Origin of the sequence: Xylella fastidiosa, from assembly GCF_011801475.1 — a bacterium.
In the GTDB taxonomy this organism is placed as follows: Bacteria; Pseudomonadota; Gammaproteobacteria; order Xanthomonadales; family Xanthomonadaceae; genus Xylella; species Xylella fastidiosa.
In genome coordinates, this window is record NZ_CP044352.1 from 38,712 (window position 1) to 65,000 (window position 26,289).

The following is a 26,289-nucleotide window of genomic DNA, read 5'->3' on the forward strand; positions in this document are numbered from 1 at the left end:
GTTTACTAAAGGCTTGTATCGCTTAGCTTCATCAGGTCACTTTATTCGACATTGCGCAAGTACTCTCTTTAAATGGATTGATTGATGATTTTTTTCATTTGTAGTGTCGTGCAGGTGAGGTGTTCCCTGTCCAGATCAATCAGTGACGCAAAATACATAATACTTTTTAACGATAGCTCAGGATTGCAATGTGGATATGTTCCCGTTCACCGCTGACCAGTGTGGTGATGCCAGAATCTGGTCATTATTTCTGATCACTATTTAAAAGAAGATAACGTGATGTCTGTCCGCAATCGTATGCCGCCTTGGCATGAGAACTTTAAGTTGCCGAATGGTCATGTTTTGCTGTTGCGTCCTGTCCGCTCTGAAGATGTCGAACCTTTGCAGGGGGTATTTGCGTTGATGGGGCCCCAAGAAATCCGTGAGAGGTTTGCACCGTCTGCGACCGGTTCAAGTGAACGCTTCCAACAACTGACCAATCCCAATGCTAAGCGTGAGATCGTGCTGGTCGCAGCCGAGCAGTTGCCACCGGGAGAGGCCATGATTGCCGCGCTGGCGCGTGCCTCAATCGTGCCCAATTCGCGTCATGCTGAGTACATTATTTTGGTCAGCAGTTTCGTGAGTGGCCAGGGGTTGGGGCGACAGTTGCTGCGTAAATTGGTGAAGTGGGCGCGTGGCAAGTATCTCGATCATCTCTATGGCGACATATTGGAGCGCAACAGGCCAATGTTGGAATTGGCCGAGTCATTGGGTTTCCAACGTGAGTCTCATCCGGAGTCCCCAGATTTGGTGCGTATGACATTGAAACTGTATGGTTGATTGATCGGTGAGTGACTGTCCAACAGGGAACTCCTGAGGCAGGCTCTGCTAAAATCAACGGTTAATCATGTCACCATCCTCCTTTCCCTCTCCGCTGCTGCCCCGTGCCGGGCAGCTCCGTGCATTTTGGCGTGCTCCGGTCTCTCCAACGGCGCTTGCTTGGCATATCGCTTGTGCTGCTCAGGCACACAGGGGACCATTGCTGTTGGTCACGCATGACAATCACAGTGCGCACCAGATTGAGGTTGACCTACAGACTCTATTGGCGCATTGCTCAGGGTTGCCGGTCATTGGTTTCCCTGATTGGGAGACGCTTCCTTACGACCAATTCAGCCCTGATCCCAATATTGTCAGCCAGCGTTTGGCGACGTTGCATCGGTTGCCTTCATTAGCACGCGGTATTGTCGTCGTGCCGGTACAGACGTTGATGCAGCAGTTGGCACCGTTGAGTTACATCGTTGGTGGCAGCTTTGATTTTAAGGTGGGGCAACGCTTGATTCTGGATGCTGAGAAGCAGCGGTTGGAGCGGGCGGGTTACCGCAATGTGCCGCAGGTGATGGACCCCGGGGATTTTACGGTGCGCGGGGGGCTGCTTGATGTTTATCCGATGGGTACGGATGTACCGCTGCGAATCGAACTATTGGATGAGGAGATTGATTCAATCCGTACGTTCGATCCCGAATCGCAGCGTTCGTTAAATCAGGTCGATGTCATTCATATGCTGCCCGGCCGCGAAGTACCGTTGGATCCTGCGGTGCTTGAACGCGTTTTGGTGCGGTTGCGTGAGCGTTTCGATCTGGATACTCGGCGCAGTGCGTTGTATCAGGATTTGAAAGCCGGGTTAGCTCCCTCAGGGATCGAGTACTATTTGCCGCTTTTTTTTGAGTCGGGGCGTGGTGGGAAACACGCGACCGCGACGCTTTTTGATTATTTGAGTGCAGATTTATTGGTGTTAACGGCACCAGGTGTCTCTAACGCTGCCGATGCGTTCTGGGGGCAGACGATGCAACGTTATGAGCAACGTCGCCACGATATTGAGCGCCCGTTGTTACCGCCGCAGGAGCTATACCAGTCCCCGGATGCGTTGCGTGAACGCTTGAATCGTTTGCCGCGCATTGAGGTTTGGTCTGCCGAACATGCGCATATCGATAAAGCAGAAGTATTGGATGAGCAGCCATTGCCGGTGGCGACTAAGGATGTTTCCGTTGGACAGGCATTGAGAACTTTCCTTGCTGATTACGCTGGCCGTGTGTTGATTGCTGCTACCTCGCCTGGTCGTCGTGAGGTGCTGCTTGAATTGTTGGCCACCGCCGATCTGCAACCGGAGGTATTGCCTGACTTTAGGTCGTTTTTTCTCTCTGCGGCCGAAGTGAGTGATTTGGGGGAAGCCAATCGCGATAGTGGCAATGGCGTGTCAGGTTCGAATGATGCGGATGCGGCTGCTTTTCACGTCATTGCTTCGCAGGGTGGGTCCTTACCAACGTTCGCGATTACTGTGGCTCCGTTGGAGGATGGGTTTTCTCTCAGTGTGCCGCCTATTGCGGTGCTTACCGAACGTCAATTGTTCCCTGAGCGGGTGAATCCGGTGCGCCGCAGTCGGCGTGTTGGGCGTGAGCCTGAGGCAATTATTCGTGATCTGGGTGAGTTGTCCGAGGGTGCCCCTATCGTGCACGAGGACCACGGGGTCGGTCGTTACCGCAAACTGATCACCATGAACGTCAGTGGTATGCCTGGTGAGTTTGTGGAGATCGAGTATGCAAAGGGGGACCGTTTATACGTTCCGGTTGCCCAATTGCATCTGATTAGTCGCTACTCAGGCGCTTCGCCGGAGACCGCGCCGCTGCACTCGTTGGGTGGCGAGCAATGGAGCAAGGCCAAGCGCAAGGCGGCAGAAAAGGTACGCGATGTGGCTGCGGAGTTGTTGGAAATTCAGGCGCGGCGTCAGGCGCGTGCAGGCTTGGCTTTGCGCATTGATCGTACGATGTATGAACCTTTTGCAGCGGGTTTCCCATTCGAAGAGACTCCCGATCAGCTTGCAGCGATTGAGACGACGCTGCGTGATCTGCAATCCAGTCAGCCGATGGACCGGGTAGTGTGCGGTGATGTTGGTTTTGGCAAAACGGAGGTGGCGGTGCGTGCTGCATTCGCTGCAGCCAGTGCAGGAAAACAGGTTGCGGTATTGGTGCCGACGACGTTGCTAGCCGAACAGCACTATCGAAATTTCCGCGATCGCTTTGCCGATTATCCGATTAGAGTCGAAGTGCTTTCGCGCTTCAAAAGCACTAAAGAAATCAAGGCCGAGTTGCAGAAGGTCAGTGAAGGCACCATGGATGTCATTGTCGGCACGCATCGGTTGTTGCAACCGGACGTCAAGTTTAAAGACTTGGGTTTAGTCATTGTCGACGAGGAGCAGCGTTTCGGGGTGCGTCAGAAGGAGGCGCTGAAGTCGTTACGTGCGAATGTACATTTGTTGACGCTGACAGCTACGCCCATCCCGCGCACGCTCAATATGGCAATGGCGGGGTTGCGTGATTTGTCGATCATTGCGACACCACCGCTGAATCGGCTGGCGGTGCAGACGTTTATCACTCCTTGGGATAATGCGCTGTTGCATGAGGCTTTCCAGCGTGAACTAGCGCGTGGTGGTCAGTTGTACTTTCTACATAACGATGTGGAGAGTATCGGCAGGATGCAGCGTGATCTGGCCCAACTGGTGCCGGAAGCGCGTATTGGTATTGCCCACGGCCAGATGCCCGAACGCGAGTTAGAGCGCGTCATGCTGGATTTCCAGAAGCAGCACTTCAACGTGTTGTTGTCTACGACGATTATCGAATCCGGTATTGATATTCCCAACGCTAACACCATCATCATCAACCGCGCTGACCGCTTTGGTTTGGCGCAGTTGCACCAGTTGCGTGGCCGTGTCGGTCGTTCTCACCATCGCGCCTATGCTTATTTGGTGGTTCCTGACCGGCGCAGCATGACGGCGGATGCAGAGAAACGCTTGGAGGCGATTGCGTCAATGGACGAGTTGGGTGCGGGCTTTACTTTGGCGACCCATGATCTGGAAATACGTGGCGCTGGTGAGTTGCTCGGTGAAGATCAAAGCGGGCAGATGGCCGAGGTCGGTTTCAGCTTATATACCGAGTTGCTTGAGCGCGCGGTGCGCAGCATCAAGCAAGGTAAATTGCCAGACCTTGATGCAGGTCAGGAAGAACGTGGCGCGGAGGTGGATTTGCACATACCCACGTTGATCCCAGAGGATTATTTGCCCGATGTGCATACCCGTTTGACACTCTACAAACGGATTTCCACGGCCCGTGACAGCAATGCGCTGCGTGAGTTGAATGTGGAAATGATTGACCGCTTTGGTGTGCTTCCAGAGACTGCTAAACATCTTTTTGCAATCGCTGAGTTGAAGTTGCAAGCCACTGCATTGGGTATTTCCAAGTTGGAATTGGGGGAAAATGGTGGCCGTATCATATTTGGAGCCAAACCCATCATTGATCCTATGGCTGTGATCCAGCTCGTCCAAAAGCAATCCAAACTGTATTCGATGGAGGGGCCAAGTAAATTAAAACTCAAGTTGCCTTTGCCGGAACCGGCCGATCGTTTCAACGCTGCACGAGGGTTGCTTGCTGCGTTGACACCTTAATGTTTTGTCGCGTTTCCAAGGCAACCGGAAGACTAAAGAGAAACTGTATCCGGGAGCGATTGAAGGGTGGGCATGGGATGGCGCAAACAATAAATGGTAAAAAACTGTGATTGTAGAACAAGGGTATCGTGTCTCTTATCGGTCTTGGCATCTGTGATGGTGATGAAATATCTAGAAGCACCGAGCTTTATATGAAGATTGTCTAGAAGGTGAAGGGCCATCGCTAAATACAGTGATGACCAGCGGCGTATTGCGCATGACACCCACTCAAATGATATGCAGGTGTGTTGCGAAGGTGCTTGAATGCTTGATCCGATCGGTGCAGACCGGCAATTGCATGCAATACTGCCTTGCTTTGGCGAGATTCCTGAATCGATCAATGACTATAGGGAGTATGACTGTGAGGGGCATAGGAAGCATTCACGTTGGATAGATACCATCGGTGCTTTCTTTTGTTCCGAAGATTCAGTGAGCGATGCCTCGTTAGAGGGCAGCACCGCATCATCTATCAGCAGATTTCGAACATACATACCTTGGCCCATCTGGACACTATCACTGTCTTCGCGCAGACTCGCCGCCTTGAGACTTTTAGGGTATCGAGTGCCCTTGGATTCCAATAGCATGGCTCATTTGCTGCTGTTACATGGTCCTAATTTGAATTTACTTGGTACCCGTGAACCTGAGATCTACGGCCGTATCACGTTGCCGCAGATTGATGCGGCCTTAGCCGAACGCGCTGCGACTGCTGGTCACGGACTGAGTAGTTTGCAATCGAATGCCGAGCATGTGTTGATTGAACGTATTCATGCCACGCGGGAGGATGGCACTGCGTTTATCTTGATAAATCCTGGGGCGTTTACCCATACCTCAGTGGCATTGCGTGATGCGCTGCTTGCAGTAGCGCTCCCGTTCGTCGAAATTCACCTTTCTAACCCGCATACACGTGAGCCGTTCCGCCATCACAGCTATCTGGCTGACAAAGCCTTGGGCGTGGTGTGTGGTTTTGGGGTGGACAGTTACCGTATTGCTTTGGAGGGAGTGATTGCCAGACTTGGTTCTGACGTCTGAGTCGGCGATCAGCGCTCCGTATCCTTACTGTTTTTCTATTCTGTATTACCAATGAGGCCGTTATGGATCTCCGAAAAATCAAGAAACTCATCGACCTGTTAGAAGAATCGAATCTTTCCGAGATCGAGATTAAAGAAGGCGAAGAGAGTGTACGTTTGGCGCGTACCTCCAACGCCGGTATGAATATAATGGCACCAACGATGCCGTGGGTACCGTCTGTAGCAAATGTACCGGCGGCACCGGCGATGCCGATGATTTCGCCCACAGATGCTTCTACCGGCGGTATCCCTAAAGATGATGGGGCGCTTCCGCAGGGGCATGTGCTGCGCGCACCGATGGTCGGCACGTTTTATACCTCACCGGCGCCGGATAAGCCGGTGTTTGTGAGTGTTGGTCAAACGATTAAGCAAGGTGACACCCTGGCCATCATTGAGGCAATGAAAATGTTTAACCCGATTGAGGCCGATGTCGCCGGCACGGTCGTGGCGATTCTTGGCGAGAACGGTCAGCCGGTTGAGTTTGACCAACCGCTGTTTGTGATCCGCTGAGCCATACATCAGGCGTTGGCCGTTGCCTTAAGGACGCCGTACTTCGGAACCTTTCTCATGTTAGACAAAGTCGTTATTGCCAACCGTGGTGAGATCGCGTTGCGTATTCTTCGCGCATGCCACACGTTGGGTATCCGCACGGTTGCGGTGCACTCTACCGTTGATCGTAATCTGAAGCATGTCGCGATGGCTGATGAGTCGGTGTGTATTGGTCCTGCACCATCGGCGGAGAGTTATCTCAATATTCCGGCGCTGATTGCCGCCGCTGAGGTCACGGATGCTCAGGCCATCCACCCTGGCTATGGTTTTTTGTCGGAAAACGCTAGTTTTGCTGAACGTGTGGAACAGTCGGGCTTCATTTTCATTGGGCCACGGGCAGAGACGATTCGTTTAATGGGCGACAAGGTGCAGGCTATCCATGCGATGAAAGCGGCTGGTGTGCCGTGTGTCCCTGGTTCGGATGGTCCATTGGGTGATGACATTGTCGCTAACGTCAAAATTGCACGTGAGATCGGTTATCCGGTCATCATTAAGGCTTCCGGCGGAGGCGGTGGACGCGGGATGCGTGTGGTACATACCGAGGCCGGTTTAGAGGCGGCTATCGAGACCACGCAGTGTGAAGCTAAAGCCGCTTTTGGCAATGGCCAGGTGTATATGGAAAAGTTTCTGGAGAATCCGCGTCACGTGGAGATTCAGGTGCTCGCCGATGGTCAGGGGAACGCGATCCATTTGGGGGAGCGGGATTGTTCGATGCAACGCCGCCATCAGAAGGTGGTGGAGGAAGCCCCCGCACCCGGTATCACTGAGGCGCTGCGCAATGAAATCGGTCAGGTGTGTGTAGATGCCTGTATTCGTATCGGTTACCGCGGTGCTGGGACGTTTGAATTTCTGTTCGAGAATGGTCGTTTTTACTTCATCGAGATGAATACGCGCATCCAGGTAGAGCATCCGGTGACGGAGCGTATCACTGGTATTGACTTGGTATGCGAGCAGTTGCGTATTGCCGCTGGTCAGCCATTGAGTATCAAGCAGAGCGATGTGGTGTTGCGTGGCCATGCGATCGAATGCCGTATCAATGCTGAGGATGCGGAGACGTTCTTGCCCAATCCGGGTTTGATTACTGCGTTCCATCCACCAGGTGGTCCGGGTGTGCGTATGGATACGCATATCTACAGTGGTTACAAGGTGCCGCCGAACTATGATTCGATGATCGGCAAGCTTATCGTGCATGGTCCGGACCGTGAGACGGCGATTGCGCGCATGCATTTGGCGCTGAGCGAAATGGTCGTGGATGGGATCAAGACCAATATCCCATTGCAGCAGCGCATTATGTGCGATAAGGGTTTCCAGTCCGGTGGACAGAACATCCATTATTTGGAGAAGTGTTTGGCGGAGCGTAAGAACCAAACGATCGGGCGGACCTGAGAAGCAGCGGTGATCGCGCGGGATGCACGCCGCAGAAATTCGATGCGGAAACGGGCTTTAGAATGAATGGAGCACTTCCCCGGCATCGTATTGATGTCGGGGGAGACAAAGTCTATGACGTCGGTATGCACTGTTGCAGTGAGAGTGCGAGAGGCACAGTGCAGTGGTGATGTGTGTCTATACCACGCTGAGTTTGGCGTATGCCATGACCAACCATTTTGTACCGGCGTCATCGAATTTGATTTGTACGCGGGTGTGCACGCCGCTGCCTTCGTAGTCGACAACCACGCCGCACCCAAATGTAGGGTGTATGACGTTCACGCCGAGCTTGATAGGTGCTGCGTCGCGTTCATCATGGGCTGGACGTTGCGTTGCTCCTAATGGGGGCTGGTGTGAGACCTGGATGGTGGGGCGTACTTCATGCAATAGATCCTGCGGGATCTCGCGTAAAAAGCGTGAGGGGACGTTGTAGTTATCTTTACCGTGGATACGCCGTGCTTGGGCATAGCTGAGGATGAGTTTGTGACGGGCGCGGGTGATGCCGACATACGCTAAGCGGCGTTCTTCCTCTAGTCGGCCGTGTTCATCCAGGGAACGCGCGCTGGGGAATAATCCATTTTCCAAGCCCACCAAGAAGACTAGGGGGAATTCCAAGCCTTTGGCTGAGTGTAGGGTCATCAGTTGTACGCCTTCTTCACCAGCTTGGACTTGACCATCACCACTTTCCAGGCACGCGTAGGATAGGAACGCGTCTAATTCGGTCATGATGGGTGTGTCTTCGTCGTTTTGCGGAAGGACAAAGCGTGAAGCGACGGAAACAAGTTCGTCTAAGTTTTCTTGACGTGATTCGGCATCCAGAGAACCACGCGCTTCTTTCTTCCAGTGCTGGCGTAACTCCGAACGCTGCAGCATATGGTCAATTCGTTCGGCTAAATCCATCTGGTTGGTTTCCAGCGCAAGTTGTTGCAGTAAATTGAGGAAACTCGCCAAGGCGTTACGCGCGCGCGCGGTCAGCGTGGTTGATTGGGTACATGCCATTGCCGCATCCCATAGTGCTAAGCCTTGGGTACGTGCTAGGTGTCTTACTTCATCTAAGGTGCGCTCACCGATGCCGCGTACGGGGGTATTTACAACGCGTTCGAACGCAGCATCATCGCTACGATTGGCAAGCAGGCGCAGATAGGCTAGGGCATCCTTGATTTCGGCACGCTCGAAGAAGCGCATGCCGCCGTAAACACGGTAGGGGATATGTTCGGATTGCAGCACTTCTTCAAATGCGCGGGACTGTGCGTTACTACGGTAAAGCACTGCGATCTCGCCGTAGCTGCCGCCGTCGCGTACCCACTGGCGGGCGCGTTCGACGATGTAGCGGGCTTCATCAATCTCGTTGTAGGCGGCGTATAGGTCGATGGATTCACCAACACCGGATTCAGTCCAGAGGCGTTTGCCAATTCGGTCTGGGTTATGGGCAATGATTGCGTTGGCAGCGTCAAGGATATTGGCGCTGGAGCGGTAATTTTGCTCCAAGCGGATGGTCTGCACGTTTGGAAAATCTTTCAGGAAGTGTTGTACATGCTCAACTTTGGCACCACGCCAGCCGTAGATGGCTTGGTCGTCATCGCCGACGGCGAAGATGTGGCCAGTGTCATTGGCAAGGACACGCACAAACGCGTACTGGATGGCGTTGGTATCTTGGAATTCGTCGATCAGAATCTCACGGAAGCGCGAACGGTAGTGTGTCAGTAGTGCAGGGGTATCGCGTAGTAGTTCATGTGCCCGCAGCAGCAGTTCCGAAAAATCGACCAAACCAGCGCGGTTGCAGCGCTCCTGATACTCGGTATAGATGCGGCGCTGAGTCTCGATCCAGTCGTCGTGTGACTCGGGTTGGATGTGCTCTGGGCGGCGTCCTTCATCTTTCTGTGTATTAATCCACCACATCGCCTGTTTGGGAGGGAAGAGGGTGTCATTCAATCCCAAGGACTGGATCACTCGTTTGACGAGGCGCAATTGATCGTCGCTGTCTATGACCTGGAAGTTTTCGGGTAATGTTGCGTCGTTCCAATGCAGGCGCAGTAAGCGATGCGCCAGGCTATGGAAGGTCCCGATCCACATGCCGCGTTTACCGTGGCGCAGTTGTAGATCAATCCGTTGTTGTATTTCGCCGGCGGCCTTGTTCGTGAAGGTGACGGCCATCATGCTGTGGGTGGGTACTCCATTTACCTCGTTGAGCCAAACGATGCGATGAGTGAGAACGCGGGTTTTTCCTGATCCGGCACCGGCGAGGATCAGGTAGTGGCCGGGAGCTGCAGCAACGGCCTCGCGCTGGTTCTGATTTAAGTGATAAAGCACATGAGAGACGTTCACGCAATGATTCTACGTGGTGGCAGGATGATATTCATTCTAAGTGTCTGGGCATTCGGGAGGGCATTGAGGAGAGTCATGCTGGAGCTAGCGTTACTGATACGCAGAACATCTCCGTAGGTGTGAACAGGGTGAGTGGAATGGTAATGCCTTCTGCATTTCCGGGCTTCATCCATGATCGAAATGAATAACCCAGTGCACATTCAGAACACTGGTTTGGGAATAAAGGGATTGGGGTGGGGCATATCAGTGGAAATGGGGTTGTAAGGAAGTAACGAATGTCTAGGATGAAGGTGTTCCGCCGCGTAGGAAGTGTGCTTGATCTGTTTCATATTGGATTTATTGTGTTCATGCCCCCTCAAATAGGTTGGCGGTGCATTAGTGGTGTTATATCGTTTCTGTGATCGGTGAATTAATTTGGAAAGGTTGGAAATCATGTTCACGTGTGTGTGAATGGTGATGTCCGAATACAAAGGAAAGATTGTCTTTAGTGATTGAAGTGGTATGCATGTTTTGTTTCGTGTTTACGATGACGAAGATTGCTGAGGGTGAGTGATGCTTAAAGCAAGCGGGTGATTGGACAAGTAGATTCGCTTGGAGATATCTATGTGATCCGTAGAGAGGGTTGCCACACAAGAGTCAGTGGTACTGTATGAGTAAGCTCCGTTAATGCGCATCCTTGACATGAGAAATGTGATGTCTATGGATGAAATACGTGTGATGTGTGTGCTCGATTGGATAGGAATACCATGCGAGGTGTCATGGATGATTCCGGTGTTATGGTGATCGTGGTGTGGGCCAATTTTATTAAATGGTAAATTTAATCAATGAATTAGAAAACATGATGCGTGTGATGATCTATTGATAGATAAGGTATTTGTGATTCCCTCCCTATCATGTTCTCCAAAATGAGGGATCAGATCGGAGTGAAGTTTATATTGCCTGATTCAGTGGGAATGAGTATTTCCATGTTTCAAATTCTGGACAAACCGTATTTCTTTCTGATATGTCAATGGTTCCTGGTATTTGATGATCTTTACGTAGCGTTTTTTTATGTTATGAGCATCAAGGTGTATAGACCCCACAGGGTTGCTTGGGTGTCTGATGAGTGTTTGTGCACGTAATACGTGTTCGATCATTGATAAAACATCATCCAGGTATATTTTCCAGATGTTTTGATGGGGTGTGTATAAAAATAATTTAAATGAATTTTGAATGAGGGGCGATGTATCATCCGTTCGCGGCATTCAAGAACTCATGTCGAAGGAATTAATAGATGTCTGCATCATTTTCGCCACATACAATTACACTTATAAAATCTACAGTGCCATTATTGGCCGAACATGGCACAACTATCATCGAAGCCATGTACCATCGATTGTTCGAAGATCCGCAGATTGAGGCGCTGTTCAATCAGGCAAACCAGAAGAACGGCACTCAAATCCATGCACTTGCTGGAGCGATACTGGCGTACGCTCGCAATATTGATAACCCGGGTGTGCTTGCATCAGCGATTGAAAGAATTTCACAAAAGCATGTTGGTTATGCAATCCATCCAGAACATTATCCTCATGTCGCAACCGCTTTACTGGGTGCGATTAAGCAAGTCTTGGGTGACGTTGCCACATCAGAAGTGTTGGAAGCCTGGGGAGAAGCGTATTGGTTTATTGCAAATCTTTTAAAAGATCGGGAAGCAGTGATTCGTGAGGGGATCATGACCAAGAACGGTGGGTGGATCCACTGGCGGCGTTTTGTCATTTCCAAGCGTATTCCTGAAAGTGAAACGATTACTTCGTTTATGCTGCATCCTGAGGATGGTGGGCCGGTTGTCCCCCATCAGGCCGGACAATATCTTACGTTTCGTTTCGATGCAGCCGGCATGCCGGGTATGAAACGCAATTACTCTATTTCCTGTGGTCCTAATAGCGACCATTATCGGATTACCGTTAAACGTGAACACGGCACAGGGGCATCGGCTTTTCTACACGATCAAGCGAAAGTTGGAACGATTATCGAATGTACGCCGCCTGTGGGTGATTTTTTCCTTCCCAGTGTGATTGAAAGGCCAATCGTTCTTTTATCTGGTGGTGTCGGATTAACACCAATGGTGAGCATGATGGAGCAGATCGCTGAAGCGTATCCTGATGCGCAGGTATGGTATGTCCATGGTACTCAGAATCGAGAAACACATGCGATGGATGCTCATATTCGTGCTTTAGTGAGTCGACACAAGCATATGAAAGCCACGACGTTCTATACACAACGTAGTGAAGCCGATGATGCGGAAGCCGGGTTTATCACCATTGATTGGTTGCGAGCCAATACACCGTTTCAAAAGGCCGATTTTTACCTTTGTGGCCCGCGTCCCTTCTTGCGCACTTTTGTTCGTGATCTGATCGGTGCTGGTGTGCCAGCAGCACAGGTTCATTATGAATTTTTCGGTCCGATGGATGAAGAAATGGCCGCATAATGGTGTGATCCTACTAGATAAATTCAAGGCATTGCATTGTTTCATATCGTCTATTATTTCTATTAATAAATGCGCGGAAAAAATTCCATTGTTGTCGTGGATATGCAAGATGAAGCTGATTATTCCATCGTATTTTCTTGGATCTAAGCGGCAAGAGGAATGCCGAGTTGTTGTGATGGGTCGACGAAGTATTTCATATCGCAGCGTGTAAAATCATGTTGGATTGGCTCTCAGTGACGGCCATCGTATTGAGATGAGGATGTATAGTCCTTCAGAGTTTTGATTTGTACATTCTTCAGGTTTATTTGGTGTGCCGTTGACTGCGATAAAAAGTTGTTCAAACGGCATCACCTTGTTGTCTAACCGATGTGCTCTCATTAGTTGTGATGCTTAATCCAGGCTCAGCTTTCTTATAAAAACAAAAAGTGAGGTATCAACGAAGGGGAGGTAGTATGCAGATACGATTGCAACAAAACATTGTTGATGGTGCGATATCGTCAGAACGATTCTGATTTGGAGATTTTCTTTGTGGTGCGGTTGTGGCCGAGGCGATAGATATTGAGCTTATATGAGTGGATAAAATGTTCCTGCATTACCTTTTTTGAAAGATGAGCTTGGATTTATTGAATGGTTGGTTGAGTTTCGTATGTTCATATCTTCTTCTAATTTATAGCACGTCAAGACAATGAGGGAGCATAAGATCATTGCTTGGTGCTAGTACCATGAAAATTGGAACCTCGGCGGAAACATTCTGTTTTTTTGAAAAAATCTCCACTTTTTTCATTAGAAGGAAATTTCAAAGAAACGTTGAAGAGTGATTGTGGTATTGATGCACTGGGTGAATGTGCATTTTCCATTGAGCGCGTTGTCTTGTAATGCGTTATGCCACTTGATAAATTAACTCTCAGAGAGAGGATGATTACTGCAGATGCCGAAAATATGACAGGCTATTACGCTGATTGGCTGCATTGAATCTGGAGTATCAATGTGCGCACTATGTTGTAAGGTTTTATGTCAATGAAAATAAATTATGGAGTATTGATTCAATCAATAGATATAAACGGCATTGAGGTTGATTAGTAGGAAGTGTTTCTCAGTATTATATTTAAGCGTTATAAAATATGATCGAACACGGATAAAAATACAAGAGTATTGTTATCTGTTATCTGTTATCTGTTATCTGTTATCTGTTATCTGTTATCTGTTATCTGTTATCTGTTATCTGTTATCTGTTATCTGTTATCTGTTATCTGTTATCTGTTATCTGTTATCTGTTATCTATGTCTTTGGGTAGAGATAAGGCGGTAAGAGAGACAGTCTTACTATTGCGTGTTCCGTGTAATGAAACACTGTAAAAAAAGAGATCTGCAGTTTGCAACGCTCTATAGGCAGTGTTTGACTATATCGAATGCGCATCAATAGCAGAAATACAACTCACTCGCTGAGAGATAATCCAGATCCATTAATACATTAATATGGATTGATTGATATGCGATGCAGTAGAAACGCTTGCATACTGACTTGAAGTCTCCATCTCAAAGTTCGCCGTGGCCAGCTAGCATCGCGTCATAAAACGATTGGCTATCTGTATAGGGGATAGAGAGACTCCATCTGTTTCTAGAATATCTTGAAGATGGATCCATTTGCGATCTAGTACTGTGTCAGTCGGATGATGCTCATCTAATGGTTTTAGCTTGCTTGATCGTTGTCATTATTGTCGGTACGGGTGGTTAAGGTGTCGACATTAGGAGCAAGAGGATAGGTCTGAATGAGATCAACGTTGTGCGTTGTCTTTCTGTTGGGAGCGGGCATACAAACGAACCAGTGAGTGGCTACACTGTGTCGATTCGATAGGGAGATAGCAATGCATTGGGTGCTTTTATTGTTGGCCATTGCTGCGATGGGTGTTGCCTTTTTCATACCGCAGATTTGGCTGCTGTTGGTGACACTTTTCGGTGCGCTGGGCTTGTTGTTGTTTTGGACGTGTGTGCAATATTCCAAGGAGTATCGTCACCGCAACCACGACATTAGAAGTATGGTTGATGAAGTTGAATTACAGAGGTTGCAGGAATTGGCTGCAGTCCGCAGGTTATCTCCTGTTGTTGGGGGTAATGATGATGTCGGTGGAATAAATAAATGAGTCAGCGTACTCGGTTGAGTGTCAACGTTAATAAGATTGCAGTTTTACGTAACTCCCGTGGTCACGGTGCACCCGATGTGATACGTGCAGCTAGTGCCTGCATTGATGCAGGTGCGCACGGTATTACGGTGCATCCGCGTCCTGATGCACGTCATATCCGCCATGATGATGTGATCAGGTTATCGGCTTTGACCCGTGCACGCGGTGTGGAATTCAACATCGAAGGTAATCCGTTTGCAGAGCCACGTGCAGGTTATTGTGGGCTTCTGGCACTTTGCCGTGAAACCCGCCCTCATCAGGTCACTTTGGTTCCCGATGGGGATCAGCAGATAACATCCGATCACGGTTTCGATTTTGCACGGGAAGGTCCTGGGCTGCGTCCATTGATTGATGAAATCAAGCAGTGGGGATGTCGCGTGAGTCTATTTGTTGACGTTAACGTCACCGGTCTGGCTGATGCAGCAATATGGGGTGTGGATCGGATTGAACTTTATACGGGGCCGTATGCGGAGATGCATCATGCGGGTTGTTCGGATGCTGTGTTGCGTGAATTTGCTACTACGGCACGTCTTGCGCAGGATGTCGGCTTGGGTGTCAATGCTGGCCATGACTTGTCGCAAACGAATCTTGGTGTGTTTTTAGGGGCTGTCCCTGATGTGTTGGAGGTTTCGATTGGTCACGCACTGATCAGTGAGGCGTTATATGAGGGATTAATACCAACAGTGCGCCGTTACTTGGATATTCTGGATTCGGTCAACCCTGCTGTTTCTATGCGTTGATGTTGTTTCGGAGTCTGTGAGGTTTATAGGATTTTGTGGTGACCTCAAGGCATCTGAGTAGGTGTGACGCTACAGGCGGGTGTTCATCATGATGTGTTGTGTGATCTTATTTGCTTTTTCGATGTTATGTGGCGAAGTATGTTTGAAATCAAGCTTCGTTATATTAAGGAGTTGTTGGTTTCATTAGGCATGGAGGTCGTATGATAGCCGATTCACTTTGAGTCTTTCCATTGCAAGATTTTCTATTGAATGCGATAGAAGCATGAGAGGATGAGGTGGTGTTGTGTACCTATTGACGTTATTTTTTTCTTTATTTGAATAAAGTTTTACGGATATATTCAGTGAAAGTTGATAGGGTGGTTTTCATGAAGATAATTTTCACTGTGAGTGGTTCAAACATCATTTGATGTGGAACGTATGTTAGGAGGCATCTCGGATTGATTTAATCATTTCATTAAATACACGATATTTTGTATCAGCGTCTTTGAGGTTATTCATTTTAAGTTGGCAAGTGAAGCCAATACATGGCGTGTACGAAACAACGCTGCTTGTGCTTGTACGACGTTTTGCAGTACATCACCGAGTGCGCTGATAACATCTTGACGTTGGTGTAGGATCTTGGAAAGTGCGCTGACCTCGGTACAAAGTGTTTCCATTTGCTTGGCCGCTAATGCAACAAGCTGTGCTGCATCGGGGGGGAGAGGTGCAGAGGCAACGGTTGTCGGTTTCTCTTGATTGGAGATGTTTGTTAGGTGTGTTTCTCCTTCTTGGAAATCAGTTTTGGATTCTTGCATGCGGGAATCAGTCGTCGCGTTTTTTTCATTTGTTGTTGACTTGGCATTTTGTAATTTTTCACGGACTGTTTTACGCATATTGATTCCAGGATCTACTTTGGCTTGATCGATAATCGTTTTTGCTGCAGTTTGATTGACCTTTTCAAGTCGATATAGGTCGTTGATGGCCGTAATATCAGCGGTGATGCCTTCTGTAACAGCTTGACTGGTGAGGCTGTTGGTCTCTACTACTTCGAGAAAGTTGATGCGTTCAGAGACCCAGTTGATTCCTTTGTTCCATTCGGCGGCGACTTTTTCTAACGTACCAAGACGTTCCTTGTCATCGCGCAGTGCAACTGCAATTTCTAGTTGTGTCAGATTTTCGCGTTGGATATTTTCGGCGCGTTGTACTCGTCTTACCTGATCGTCGGTCAATTCTCTAATTACGGCTTTGAGTTTGATATCAACGGCTTTGCAAGCAAGCCAACGGCGTTCACCGGCGACCATTAAATAACGGCCTGGTTTTTTAGAGTTTTTACGTAATATAACAGGCTCATGTTGTCCATCTCGTTTCATGTCATTGCCAAGTTCCATTAATGATTCGATCGTGAAGCCAGGGTTATCCTTGCTACGCATCTGTTTTTCTAGGTCAATTAATTCTGGATCAATTTCTTCGATACGCTCCCCAGAGAAAGCGACAGTTGCAAGCTGATTATGCTCTTGGGTTGGTTTAATTTTATTTCCAAATAAACTCATCGCGGTTGCTCTATCTAGTTCAAACAATGTGTGTAACAACAGTATGACGTGCCTGATACATTTTTTAATTTTGTACTGGCATTACATGTGGGATCAGGATCGGAAAGATATTTACATGCTGTGCCGGTGGTTTAGGTCTATAGATTGATTGGATAGGGGTTGTGTTTTACGGACAGATTTCGTTAGTTTTTTTAAAATTTTGATCCCATTTCAATATGTTGTTGGTGCTATTGGGTAAGGGGTGCATGGTATCAATGTCATAATTTTGAAGGTCACTCCAGCACTTGTACTTTACGGTTTCATCATGGATTGAATTAGAACGCCGAAAGATTGAACGGTGATACAACGCAGCTGTGTATTGGTCAGAATGCCAAGGATGTGATGCTGCAAGTCAGCAAAAATCTCATTGATGGTGAGGTTGCCATTAGAGGCTAATTGTCATGATGATGTGTGCATTTGACGAGTAATTGCGTTGAGAGGTGTCTCTTTGTTATCTAGAGCACTGATGTCATTCTTGATGAATAAAAGATGATTAGTGAATTTATCTGGTGCTTTTATCTCGGTGACGTTGCTTTCCAGGGTGGAAGTAATAGGTTTCTCTAATTTGTTGGGCTGGATATGCTGATTACTGAGTCAGTCTTGAAGATGATGTTGCTTGGCGGTTTACTCTTTGATAAGAGGTAGTCATTGGCCGTATTGAAAGGGGGCATTGTATGGATCATGCGTGGTACATCACTTTAAGCGTTTGAAGTTTTTTAGGTGCTGCAAGAAAAGAATTTTTGTTATCAGTGATGGTTCTGGATGATAAGATCAATTTTTTATTTTATAAAATAGGTTTGATGTTATATAAAAACGTATGGAGGCGATGATTTATTGAGGTGAAAGTGATTAATGAAAATAAATACAGTGATATTTAAGATGTGATGGGTGTTTTTTCATCACGATGTTATGTCAGTACGGTGTTGTGTGAATTTAACAAGTTCTTATTTGATGTTGGCATGAAATATTTTTCAGATTATGCCCGCATTTCGGAAAATGCATTACAGATGGGGTAAGGTGGTTGTGTTGCCGGTGTTGCCGGTGTTGCCGGTGTTGCCGGTGTTGCCGGTGTTGCCGGTGTTGCTGATCTGCTCATGGCACGCGTGCGCAGATCCAGGCATCGATCCTTGTAACCCCAGTGTGGCGTAATGCTCGTGCTGCTGCATGTAGGGTAGTGCCTGTTGTCATCACATCATCAACGAGGGCAACGTGTGTAGGGAGTGGATGTATGGGAATGAATGCATTGTGCAGGTTGCTGCGGCGTTTATTTGCATTGAGTTGAGATTGTGGGATGGTTGCACGCACTCGGCGTAATGCTGGCAGGCATGGTAGTTGCAATCTGTTTCCGAGGTGGCGTGCTAATTCAAGAGCCTGATCGTAGCCGCGTGTAAGCAAACGTCCGTGGTGTAAGCTCACAGGGACAAGTGCTTGCGGTCGCGGCCAATGTTGCGCAGCCATGGCCATGTTGTCAGCTAATAGGTGGCCACATTCTAAATCTTGGTGAAATTTGAAACGCGATATGAGTTTGTTAATTGGCCAGTGGTATAGAAATGCTGCGTGGGCTGTTTCCAACGGTGGTGGATCGTATAAGCAGGGACCACATGTTGGGTGTATGCCTTCAAGTTCTTTAAGTGGGGCAGCGCAGCGGAGACAGGCGTTCTCCATCCGTGGCAGAAGAAGTTGACAGGTTGCACATAATGTTTTGCCTTGGTGGCCTGGTTCATTGCAGGCCAGACAGTAGGATGGGAGTAACCAGCGCAGCAGGCGATCACACCAAGTGTCAGTCAATATGTGATTCGAGTTGACAGCGTCTTTCATCCTGACCAGACTGCCGAACTTGTTGATCGGTTACCGTCAGGAAACGTTGATGTCCTCTATCATCCGCTACGACTGGACTGCCGAAGAGTTACATGCGCTGTTCGATTTGTCGTTGCCAGAACTTCTTTATCGGGCCGCTAGTGTGCATCGTCAGCATTTCGACCCTGCTGAGATTCAGGTGTCTACATTGTTGTCGGTTAAGACTGGCGGCTGTCCGGAAGATTGTTCTTATTGTCCACAGGCGCAGCGTTATGACACTGGTGTGACAGCGCAGAAGTTGATGGACGTTGATGCAGTCGTTGCGAAGGCACGACAAGCGAAGTTGGCCGGTGCGTCCCGTTTTTGCATGGGGGCCGCTTGGCGCTCACCCAAGGATCGGGATATTCCAAAAATTGCGTCGATGATTCGGGAGGTTAAAGCACTTGGCCTGGAAACGTGTGCCACGCTAGGCATGCTCAATACGTGTCAGGCGCAGGCGCTCAAGGATGCTGGTCTGGATTACTACAATCATAATGTGGATACATCGCCGGATTTTTACGATTCGGTCATCCACACTCGGCAATATCAGGATCGGCTGGATACTTTGGCCCATGTGCGTGATGTTGGTTTGAAAACGTGTTGTGGTGGCATTGTCGGCATGGGCGAGACGCGTCAGCATCGCGTTGGTTTGCTGCTGACTCTAGCTACTCTGCCAGCGCATCCTGATTCTGTGCCGGTCAATCTTTTGGTTCAAGTAGCTGGGACTCCTCTGCATGGTACACAGACGCTTGATCCGTTTGAGTTTGTACGCATGATTGCAGTGGCACGGATCACTATGCCCAGGTCGATGGTACGTCTTTCCGCAGGGCGGGAGTCGATGAGTGATGAGTTACAGTTGCTTTGCTTTATGGCTGGTGCCAACTCGATTTTCTACGGTGAGAAACTGTTGACCACTGCTAATCCGGAGACTGAACGGGATCAAGCTCTGTTCCAGCGCCTGGGATTGCGTCCAATGCATCTCATGGAGAATGTTTCTAACAAAGATCAGCATCACGGTAATGTACATGCTGATATCGCTTGCAAACATGTTGTTTGAAGTGATTTGTTGTCTATGTACAAAAACCCCACCCTATAGGATGGGGCGTCTTATTGGCGACATTGGTGGATGTTGTGTCGTTCATGTATGACGGTGTCAATTTGGATTCTTGGAGTGATGGGGGCGAGAGGAGGAAGGTTGTTGAGTTTTCATAATGGACTTAAATTGAAGCTGTTTCCCCGCTGTTTCCGGTGGATACCGTGTGCTATGAGATGCGGAGGATCCATATAATGTTCGATGAGTTTGGTTGTCTCTCATCAATCATAAAAACGGCGTTTCATGCAACCGCGGAAGTACGTGTAGCAGGGATATCCTGAACCGTGTTTTGTGGCGTAGAGTTGTCAGTGGATGTAACCGTTATCCTGTCCATCTTTCTTATCTTGCACTATCTAACATGTGTTTTACTTTTCGATGTTCATTTTGGGCGACCATTGTGGTTGCCTTGTTGACTGCTTGCAGTAGCGCGCCGCGTTCGGCTTCACGGTTGTCTTCTGTATCTCAGTCGTCCGACATATCGTTGCCACCGCTGCGAATCGGTATTGCACTGGGTGGCGGTGCGGCCAAGGGTTTCGCCCATATTGGTGTTCTCAAGATGTTGGAAGCCAATGGGTTAGCTCCAAGTGTGGTTGCGGGTACCAGTGCTGGTAGTGTGGTTGGCGCGCTATACGCCAGCGGCATGGACTCGTTCAAGATACAAACAAAAGCGGTTGCTATGGATGAGAGTAATATTCGTGACTTGCGTTTTTTCTCGGGTGGCTTGGTACAGGGGCAGAAACTTCAAAACTATGTCAATGAACTAGTAGGTAAACGTCCAATCGAAAAGCTGAACATGCCATTCGGGGCGATCGCCACGCGGTTAGAGGATGGGCAACGTACGATGTTTGTACGCGGGAATGTCGGTGAGGCAGTGCGTGCTTCCTGTAGCATCCCAGGTGTATTTGAGCCTGTCACTATTGGGGCATACCACTATGTGGATGGTGGTATCACTAGTCCGGTACCAGTGGATGCGGTACGTCAATTGGGTGCTGATTTCGTCATTGCGGTAGATATTTCCAGCAAAGCCACTGGTAAGAATCCTGGGGGATTGGTCGGTACGGTGAATCAGTCGATTTCGATTATGGGCCAGCATTTGGGTGAGGCAGAACTTAAGCGCGCTAATATCGTGATCCACCCCAAGGTGCTGGACATTGGTTCGACTGACTTTGATCAACGTAATGCTGCGATCTTGGAAGGTGAGCGTGCCACGATTGCAGTCATCCCAGAGATCCGTGAGAAACTTGCTCAACTTCATCAGCAGCGTATCCAGGCTGCACGTAAAACGGCCAACCAGTCTGCTATAGAAGCGGTTGAGTCGTACCGACGTTGTCAGAATACCCGTACGCGTTGGGAAAAGCTGCGTGGTAAGGAAAAGGATTGCACTAAGTCATCTCTTTGAATATTGAATTGACTTAGTGGCCAGTCTCTGGGGTATATGGGTTAGGTTGGGTGTTTTAGAGGCTTAGCTATATCAGTGGTCCTAGATACAGTCTTTGGGTTGGATGACTGTGTTTTTGTGTGTGGCAGGTGTTTTTGTTGAGTTATATGACTGATATTAATTGGAGTGTATGGATTACTAGTTATTCAAGATCATCACGGTTCCGCAAATGCTTTGTGCGGGTCATAATTCAATGATGAGGATGTAGGATGGCAATCTGGAACATATGCTAGCGATGAATGGAGTAGCGATATGTGTCAGTCAGTTTTTGATGATATGGAATATTGGGGTGAAGTTAGGGTGTAGTACATATTCAACTTGTTGTTTATATTGAGTGTTCGTTGTAAGCGATAATTGCTGCGGCGAAAAGTGTAATCAGTGTCTTGTAAAGAAATTTTTAAATACATTGTTATCAAGCAGCGCTGGTTACGGATGTTTTTTGCCAAAAAAATGGGTATGGTGATCAGTGAGACATGGTGTGCTGACCGATATCCTCCTATTGTTTTCATTGCACGATGTGTTCTGTCCTACTATGTAGGTTGGGGTTGTCTGTTGCGTTTTTCTGTCATTCTGTGGCCGATGTGTTATTGGCTTGGTGTCATGATCGTATTGGTATTTTAAGGTGTCTGATCATAACAAGTAGTCTTCCCCATTGGTTTTAGGTTGGGCGGGTGATTGGAATGATGTTGATAGAGTTGCTTGTTCACGTTGTTTATTCAATTCGTGTCAGTGAGGGTCAGTGTGTTGTGGCAAGGGCAATGCCAGCGAAGATCGTCATGCCGACCCAGTTGTTATGCATGAATGCGCGAAAACAGGCGGTGGGTTCGCGACGTCGAGCGATGATGAATTGGTATCCGATGAGCGCTACGGCTGAGATTAAACTAATCCAGTAGGTGTGGGAGAGCGTGGCGCGTAGGCCGACCAAACACAATGTTAATAGCATGAGTGTGTATAGCACTCCTTGTACTACTAGATCCAGGTCAGCGAACAAAATCGCGGTGGATTTAGCCCCCATTTTGATGTCGTCGTCGCGATCAACCATCGCATACCAAGTGTCATAGGCCGTGGTCCATAGGATGTTTGCAACGTATAGTAACCAAGCCAGCGTTGGTACTTTCCCCTGTATGGCAGCGAAGGCCATCGGAATACCCCAGCCAAAGGCTATGCCTAAGTAAACTTGGGGTAGGTGGGTATAGCGCTTTAAATATGGATAGGTCATAGCCAGAAATAGCCCCGCCACGCTAAGTAATACGGTAAGCCGATTCATCGTGAGCACGAGGCCGAAGGCGATTAGCATCAATGTGCCGAACATCAGTAGGGCGTTGCGTGGTGAAACGGTCCCGGTGACCAAGGGGCGTGTGCAGGTGCGTTCGACGTGTGGATCAAGCCATCTGTCGGTGTAGTCGTTGATGACGCATCCGGCTGAGCGTGTCAGCCAGATGCCAGTAGTGAAGACACAGAGGGTCCACCATGGTGGTACACCGTCGGCGGCTAACCATAGTGCCCACCAGGTGGGCCATAGCAGAAGCAAAAAGCCAACAGGGCGGTCGCCGCGTGCCAGCTTCCAATACGGATCAAGGCGGTTGCGCCAATGCAGTAGTAGTGTGATCGCCGATGTGAAGCGTTCGTAAGCCATACTCACGGTGAGTTATCGGATGAAGGATTATGGGGAAATTGGGGGCTGTTTATATGGTGATTGTAAACCTGGATGTGTTCATGCTCTTGGTTTAGTATCATTGGCTATTACGCGCTCGTAGCTCAGTGGATAAGAGTAGTGGCTTCCGAAGCCATTGGTCGGGGGTTCGAATCCCTCCGGGCGCGCCAGTCCATCAAAGCCAACCCTTTGTTGTTGGCTTTTTTGTTTTCCGAAAACGCGTTATTTCATTTCCGCTCTTTTCTGAAAGAGGGTCGCGAGTGGTTTTCACGTTAAAAGTCAGCATTTTTCCCTCTCTTTCCGTCTCGTTGTCCATTGTTTTTCTTTTCGGGGTGGGGTATTGCGAGTGCTCAAGATCTCGATTCTTGTATTTCAACTGCTTACATGTGAACGGTTTTGAAGATTGCTTGCTGCGCGTTACTCCAACCGGTGAAATAGGATATTTGCGTTTTTCGCAATGATGTAATCTCGAATAAGCGGATGTTCGAAGGCATTTATCTGGCTTAAAATGATGGTCTATTTCTACTGCGATGCAAGGTGAACTTCTAGGGGGCGCATCTACACGGTGATTTGGTTCAGCAATTAGTTTAGAAGGCTCGCTTTTTTATGGTGTGTGGCGCGGCAAGATCGAAAGGTCTGCTGGAGTTCCTTCTAGCAGGTTTTTTGGTTTCCCATCAGTCTGTCTCCTTTGTTCAGTAACAGGGGGGCGGATTCTACATAAACTAAGAAATTCTCATCATGCCTTACGTGAATCAATCATTACATCGGGTAGTGTGTATTTGCACGCCGTTTTTCCATTATTAGGAGATGGTTATCAGCTTTTAATCATTTGCTACCCAACGTGTGTGGGAATCGATAGACCCATCACTCATAAGCATTTAGCAAGCCATGGTTGGATTGATTATGAATAGATGGATCCAATATTTTGATGAGTATTATTAAAATATAGGTTTTAAATCTTCCTTAGATGGTCAGGAAATTTTGATAATCATATTAATTAAACGATTTTGATTACGGATACTTCTTTTCCGCAGTCACTTGTGCAAGCGAATAGCTGCATGGTTAAAGAGAAATTTATAAATAGAGATTCATAACGAGTAAAAAATATTATCAATTGCTACATTTGATGATGCGTTATTTATCTTGGATAAATAAGTAGGGGATAATGTAAGCTGTTACACTCTTAAGTGAGTCATTACTCTGGTTACTTATCGATAATTTCGCTGATGACTTGTTCAGTCAAGAACTTCATTTTGAGCCGATTATTCTCGACGGAACTACCAAATCAACTTAGCCGTAAAGGACACAATGCACGTGCATACTGGATATGAGTTGATCTATATTCTCAAAGGAGAATATGAAGTCAAGCGCCGGTGTAGTAGTAGTAAATAAAGAATGATCTAGTCTTATTCAAATTGGCTCCGTTCATACTTCTTCTTGTTGAGAAGAATGCATTGCGCTGATCATATGGAAGAAACAAGTGAAGACACTAATCACACCATAAGCTCCCCATGGGCGATGAATATTTTTATAGATCTTAATTCAATATCTATTTGGAAATGAATCGAATAATTCTAGCGATTATCGGTGATTTTTTCTTGGTGACGGAATTTTAGTGCAGGCCTCATTTGCAATGGGATTTACAGGGATACAGTTACCGGTATTTTGATGCTTGATTTTTAACATTTCTCACTGTTCCAGCTTGGTTATGTGTTCGGTGCAATGGGATTTGATGTTGTTTTACCAGAGATCTTCAGCGGTTTGGCCCTGTTTATTATCCGCTAGATCGGAACCGGAAGTCGCTAAGGAGGTGTTATTGAGTCAAAGTGAGTCATCGCAACTTTCGCAATGGAGTGAAGCAATGCATGATGCTATGCAACATGCGCGTTGAAGGAGGTGTTAGTTGTAGTCATTGTGTGAATGAGTAACGGATGAAAGCGCTGTCTTTGATAAGATGATGACAATTGATGCTGCATCCGTGTATCCGATGGTTTCTTGGGGCGCTAATCCATCGCAGGTACTTCCTATTGGCGCATTAATTGCGTTTCTGAAAACACTTGCTCAAGTGAATGGCTTGTCTTTGAATAAGCGCTTGCCTATATGGTGCTCAAGGAAGGAGAGAACATTTATCATTTTCCGGTTTCAAATGTGTTCGTGACTAAAAGATCCAATGCTGTACACAGTAATTTGCAAGGCTTTTGTACTTAAGGGGTATTCTGTGGCAACTATCTATTGATCGTTTTTGCTATAGGCATAAAAAACACCGTCCGTCGTACTTAGATTTGCATATATCAGTTATCGGTGAGGACAGCATTATGCAATCTTAAGATTGTACATACTCTAGTTTTCAGTGTTATTTTCTTGAGGGGAGTATCAGTAGTACATATTTTCTGGTGTTTTGCTAGGAGTGACATGTCAATGATATGTTGAGGATGCTGGGTGTCTCGAGCTTTATAATGTTATATTTTTAGATCAATATTGTATTGTTGGCATGGTTGTTTAATTTAAAATAGGAGTTACGCTCAATTAGTGAAATCAAGAAGTATTTGATAATGGTTGAGGACTCGATTGTTTTTATTGAGAATGAATAATTATAAAAATTTCATAATTATCCGATATTTTTGCAGAGGATTTTTCGAAATGGTGAGCGGAAGCTTTCTTCCATGTCATATTTATTTCATTTTAATCTCATTAGTTTTTTATTTTGAATAAATTATGAAGAGAGGCGTTTTTATTAAAATTTAAATTCCTAATGAAAGATTGCACAATATTTTGATGCCTTCGGATCTTTATTATCTTTTACATCTTTGCATATGCTCTTCTGGTGGTACATAATAAATTCATGATTTACATAATGATAGGCTTTTCTTGGTTATAAACGTTCAATTTTTTTAAAATAAAATATAAATATTTTTAATAAATTTTCTTGGCTATCTTCTAAGTAATATTACTGATAATAATGGCTGATTAACTTTGTTATGGCGAGTGAATAATTTACAATGATCAATATTGATATTTAAATATTCAGGCTAAGTATGGTTGCTAAGAAAATTCATAAGGTGCTAATTATAAAGATAATTTGTTGGGTCTGGGTCGTCTTCTTAATACCGATTTTGTTATCTTTAATCTTTACTAGAGATTTTCTAACTTTGATCGATGTTATCTTAGTATAATTCTTTGGTTTCTATATTTTATGTTAAGAGTATTTTCAAGTAAGTATTTTTTGTTATAAGTAACCTTGGTATTTTAGGTGCCCTCTCAGTTTGTATTCCTCGCGATCGATTTAATGTACTATAATTCCATCTTTTTTATTATATAACTGGATCTGCATCTAGAAAAAATGTCGTCGTTATTGGCTAAATGTGTATGTGCAAGATTTTACAGATATCGTATTCCATTGGTAAGTTGGACTATATGCCTCTTGAGGAATGAAAT

The 26,289-nt window shown here is 47.2% G+C and carries 15 protein-coding genes, 1 tRNA gene and 1 pseudogene; 12 read left to right on the forward strand and 5 right to left on the reverse strand.

Annotated elements, in window-relative coordinates; translation table 11 throughout:
- Nucleotides 1-279 precede the first annotated feature (279 nt).
- The 5 genes from F7G16_RS00160 to accC all read left to right on the forward strand — a co-directional run bounded on the left by F7G16_RS00160 (nt 280) and on the right by accC (nt 7,515).
- The gene (locus F7G16_RS00160; RefSeq protein WP_004087110.1) at nt 280-819 is read left to right on the forward strand and encodes a GNAT family N-acetyltransferase; all 540 of its coding nucleotides are present in this window, start codon (nt 280-282) and stop codon (nt 817-819) included.
- Between the two features lie 427 nt (nt 820-1,246).
- On the forward strand, nt 1,247-4,474 hold the full coding sequence (mfd, locus tag F7G16_RS00165; protein ID WP_394326514.1) for a transcription-repair coupling factor: 3,228 nt from the start codon (nt 1,247-1,249) through the stop codon (nt 4,472-4,474).
- 621 nt (nt 4,475-5,095) lie between these two features.
- A complete protein-coding gene (aroQ, locus tag F7G16_RS00170) occupies nt 5,096-5,542 on the forward strand; it encodes a type II 3-dehydroquinate dehydratase (RefSeq protein ID WP_004087115.1) in 447 nt (148 codons plus the stop codon).
- A gap of 62 nt (nt 5,543-5,604) precedes the next feature.
- A complete protein-coding gene (gene accB / locus F7G16_RS00175; RefSeq protein WP_004087117.1) occupies nt 5,605-6,090 on the forward strand; it encodes an acetyl-CoA carboxylase biotin carboxyl carrier protein in 486 nt (161 codons plus the stop codon).
- Between the two features lie 57 nt (nt 6,091-6,147).
- A complete protein-coding gene (accC, locus tag F7G16_RS00180) occupies nt 6,148-7,515 on the forward strand; it encodes an acetyl-CoA carboxylase biotin carboxylase subunit (RefSeq protein ID WP_004087119.1) in 1,368 nt (455 codons plus the stop codon).
- Between the two features lie 177 nt (nt 7,516-7,692).
- Here accC and uvrD read toward each other — a convergent pair whose 3' ends face one another.
- Nucleotides 7,693-9,879 carry a DNA helicase II gene (uvrD, locus tag F7G16_RS00185; protein WP_011097484.1) on the reverse strand — a complete coding sequence of 729 codons (2,187 nt, stop codon included), beginning with the start codon at nt 9,877-9,879 and terminating at the stop codon, nt 7,693-7,695.
- Nucleotides 9,880-11,152: 1,273 nt separating this feature from the next.
- Between uvrD and hmpA the strand changes: the two genes are divergently transcribed.
- From hmpA to F7G16_RS00200, 3 genes are all read left to right on the forward strand, one after another.
- Nucleotides 11,153-12,346, forward strand: a complete 1,194-nt coding sequence (hmpA, locus tag F7G16_RS00190) for an NO-inducible flavohemoprotein (RefSeq protein WP_004087135.1) — start codon at nt 11,153-11,155, stop codon at nt 12,344-12,346.
- A 1,864-nt stretch (nt 12,347-14,210) separates the two neighbouring features.
- A complete protein-coding gene (locus F7G16_RS00195; RefSeq protein ID WP_004087141.1) occupies nt 14,211-14,486 on the forward strand; it encodes a hypothetical protein in 276 nt (91 codons plus the stop codon).
- The gene (locus tag F7G16_RS00200) at nt 14,483-15,265 is read left to right on the forward strand and encodes a pyridoxine 5'-phosphate synthase (RefSeq protein WP_004087143.1); all 783 of its coding nucleotides are present in this window, start codon (nt 14,483-14,485) and stop codon (nt 15,263-15,265) included. Before F7G16_RS00195 ends, F7G16_RS00200 begins: the two co-directional genes overlap by 4 nt.
- A gap of 494 nt (nt 15,266-15,759) precedes the next feature.
- On the opposite strand, the gene F7G16_RS00205 is transcribed toward F7G16_RS00200, so the two are convergent.
- The 3 genes from F7G16_RS00205 to F7G16_RS00215 form a co-directional block, all read right to left on the reverse strand.
- Nucleotides 15,760-16,794 carry a ParB/RepB/Spo0J family partition protein gene (locus F7G16_RS00205; RefSeq protein WP_004087145.1) on the reverse strand — a complete coding sequence of 345 codons (1,035 nt, stop codon included), beginning with the start codon at nt 16,792-16,794 and terminating at the stop codon, nt 15,760-15,762.
- 1,040 nt (nt 16,795-17,834) lie between these two features.
- A complete protein-coding gene (locus F7G16_RS00210) occupies nt 17,835-17,999 on the reverse strand; it encodes a hypothetical protein (protein WP_162501648.1) in 165 nt (54 codons plus the stop codon).
- On the reverse strand, nt 17,926-18,651 hold the full coding sequence (locus F7G16_RS00215; protein ID WP_004087147.1) for a ComF family protein: 726 nt from the start codon (nt 18,649-18,651) through the stop codon (nt 17,926-17,928). The genes F7G16_RS00210 and F7G16_RS00215 overlap by 74 nt, the downstream gene beginning before the upstream one ends.
- Nucleotides 18,652-18,700: 49 nt before the next feature.
- Here F7G16_RS00215 and bioB point away from each other — a divergent pair, with 49 nt between their 5' ends.
- Nucleotides 18,701-19,726: a biotin synthase BioB gene (gene bioB / locus F7G16_RS00220; protein ID WP_004087148.1), complete on the forward strand. Its 1,026-nt coding sequence runs from the start codon at nt 18,701-18,703 to the stop codon at nt 19,724-19,726.
- Between the two features lie 394 nt (nt 19,727-20,120).
- Nucleotides 20,121-21,161 carry a patatin-like phospholipase family protein gene (locus F7G16_RS00225; RefSeq protein WP_004087150.1) on the forward strand — a complete coding sequence of 347 codons (1,041 nt, stop codon included), beginning with the start codon at nt 20,121-20,123 and terminating at the stop codon, nt 21,159-21,161.
- 775 nt (nt 21,162-21,936) lie between these two features.
- Here F7G16_RS00225 and ubiA read toward each other — a convergent pair.
- Entirely contained in the window at nt 21,937-22,836 is a 900-nt protein-coding gene (ubiA, locus tag F7G16_RS00230; RefSeq protein ID WP_004087154.1) for a 4-hydroxybenzoate octaprenyltransferase, read from the reverse strand.
- Between the two features lie 111 nt (nt 22,837-22,947).
- Between ubiA and F7G16_RS00235 the strand changes: the two genes are divergently transcribed.
- Both F7G16_RS00235 and F7G16_RS12850 read left to right on the forward strand, forming a co-directional pair.
- Nucleotides 22,948-23,024 (forward strand) — tRNA-Arg (locus tag F7G16_RS00235).
- 1,769 nt (nt 23,025-24,793) lie between these two features.
- Nucleotides 24,794-25,012 (forward strand): annotated as a pseudogene (locus tag F7G16_RS12850) (hypothetical protein); the annotation flags it as partial.
- Between the last annotated feature and the right edge of the window lie 1,277 nt (nt 25,013-26,289).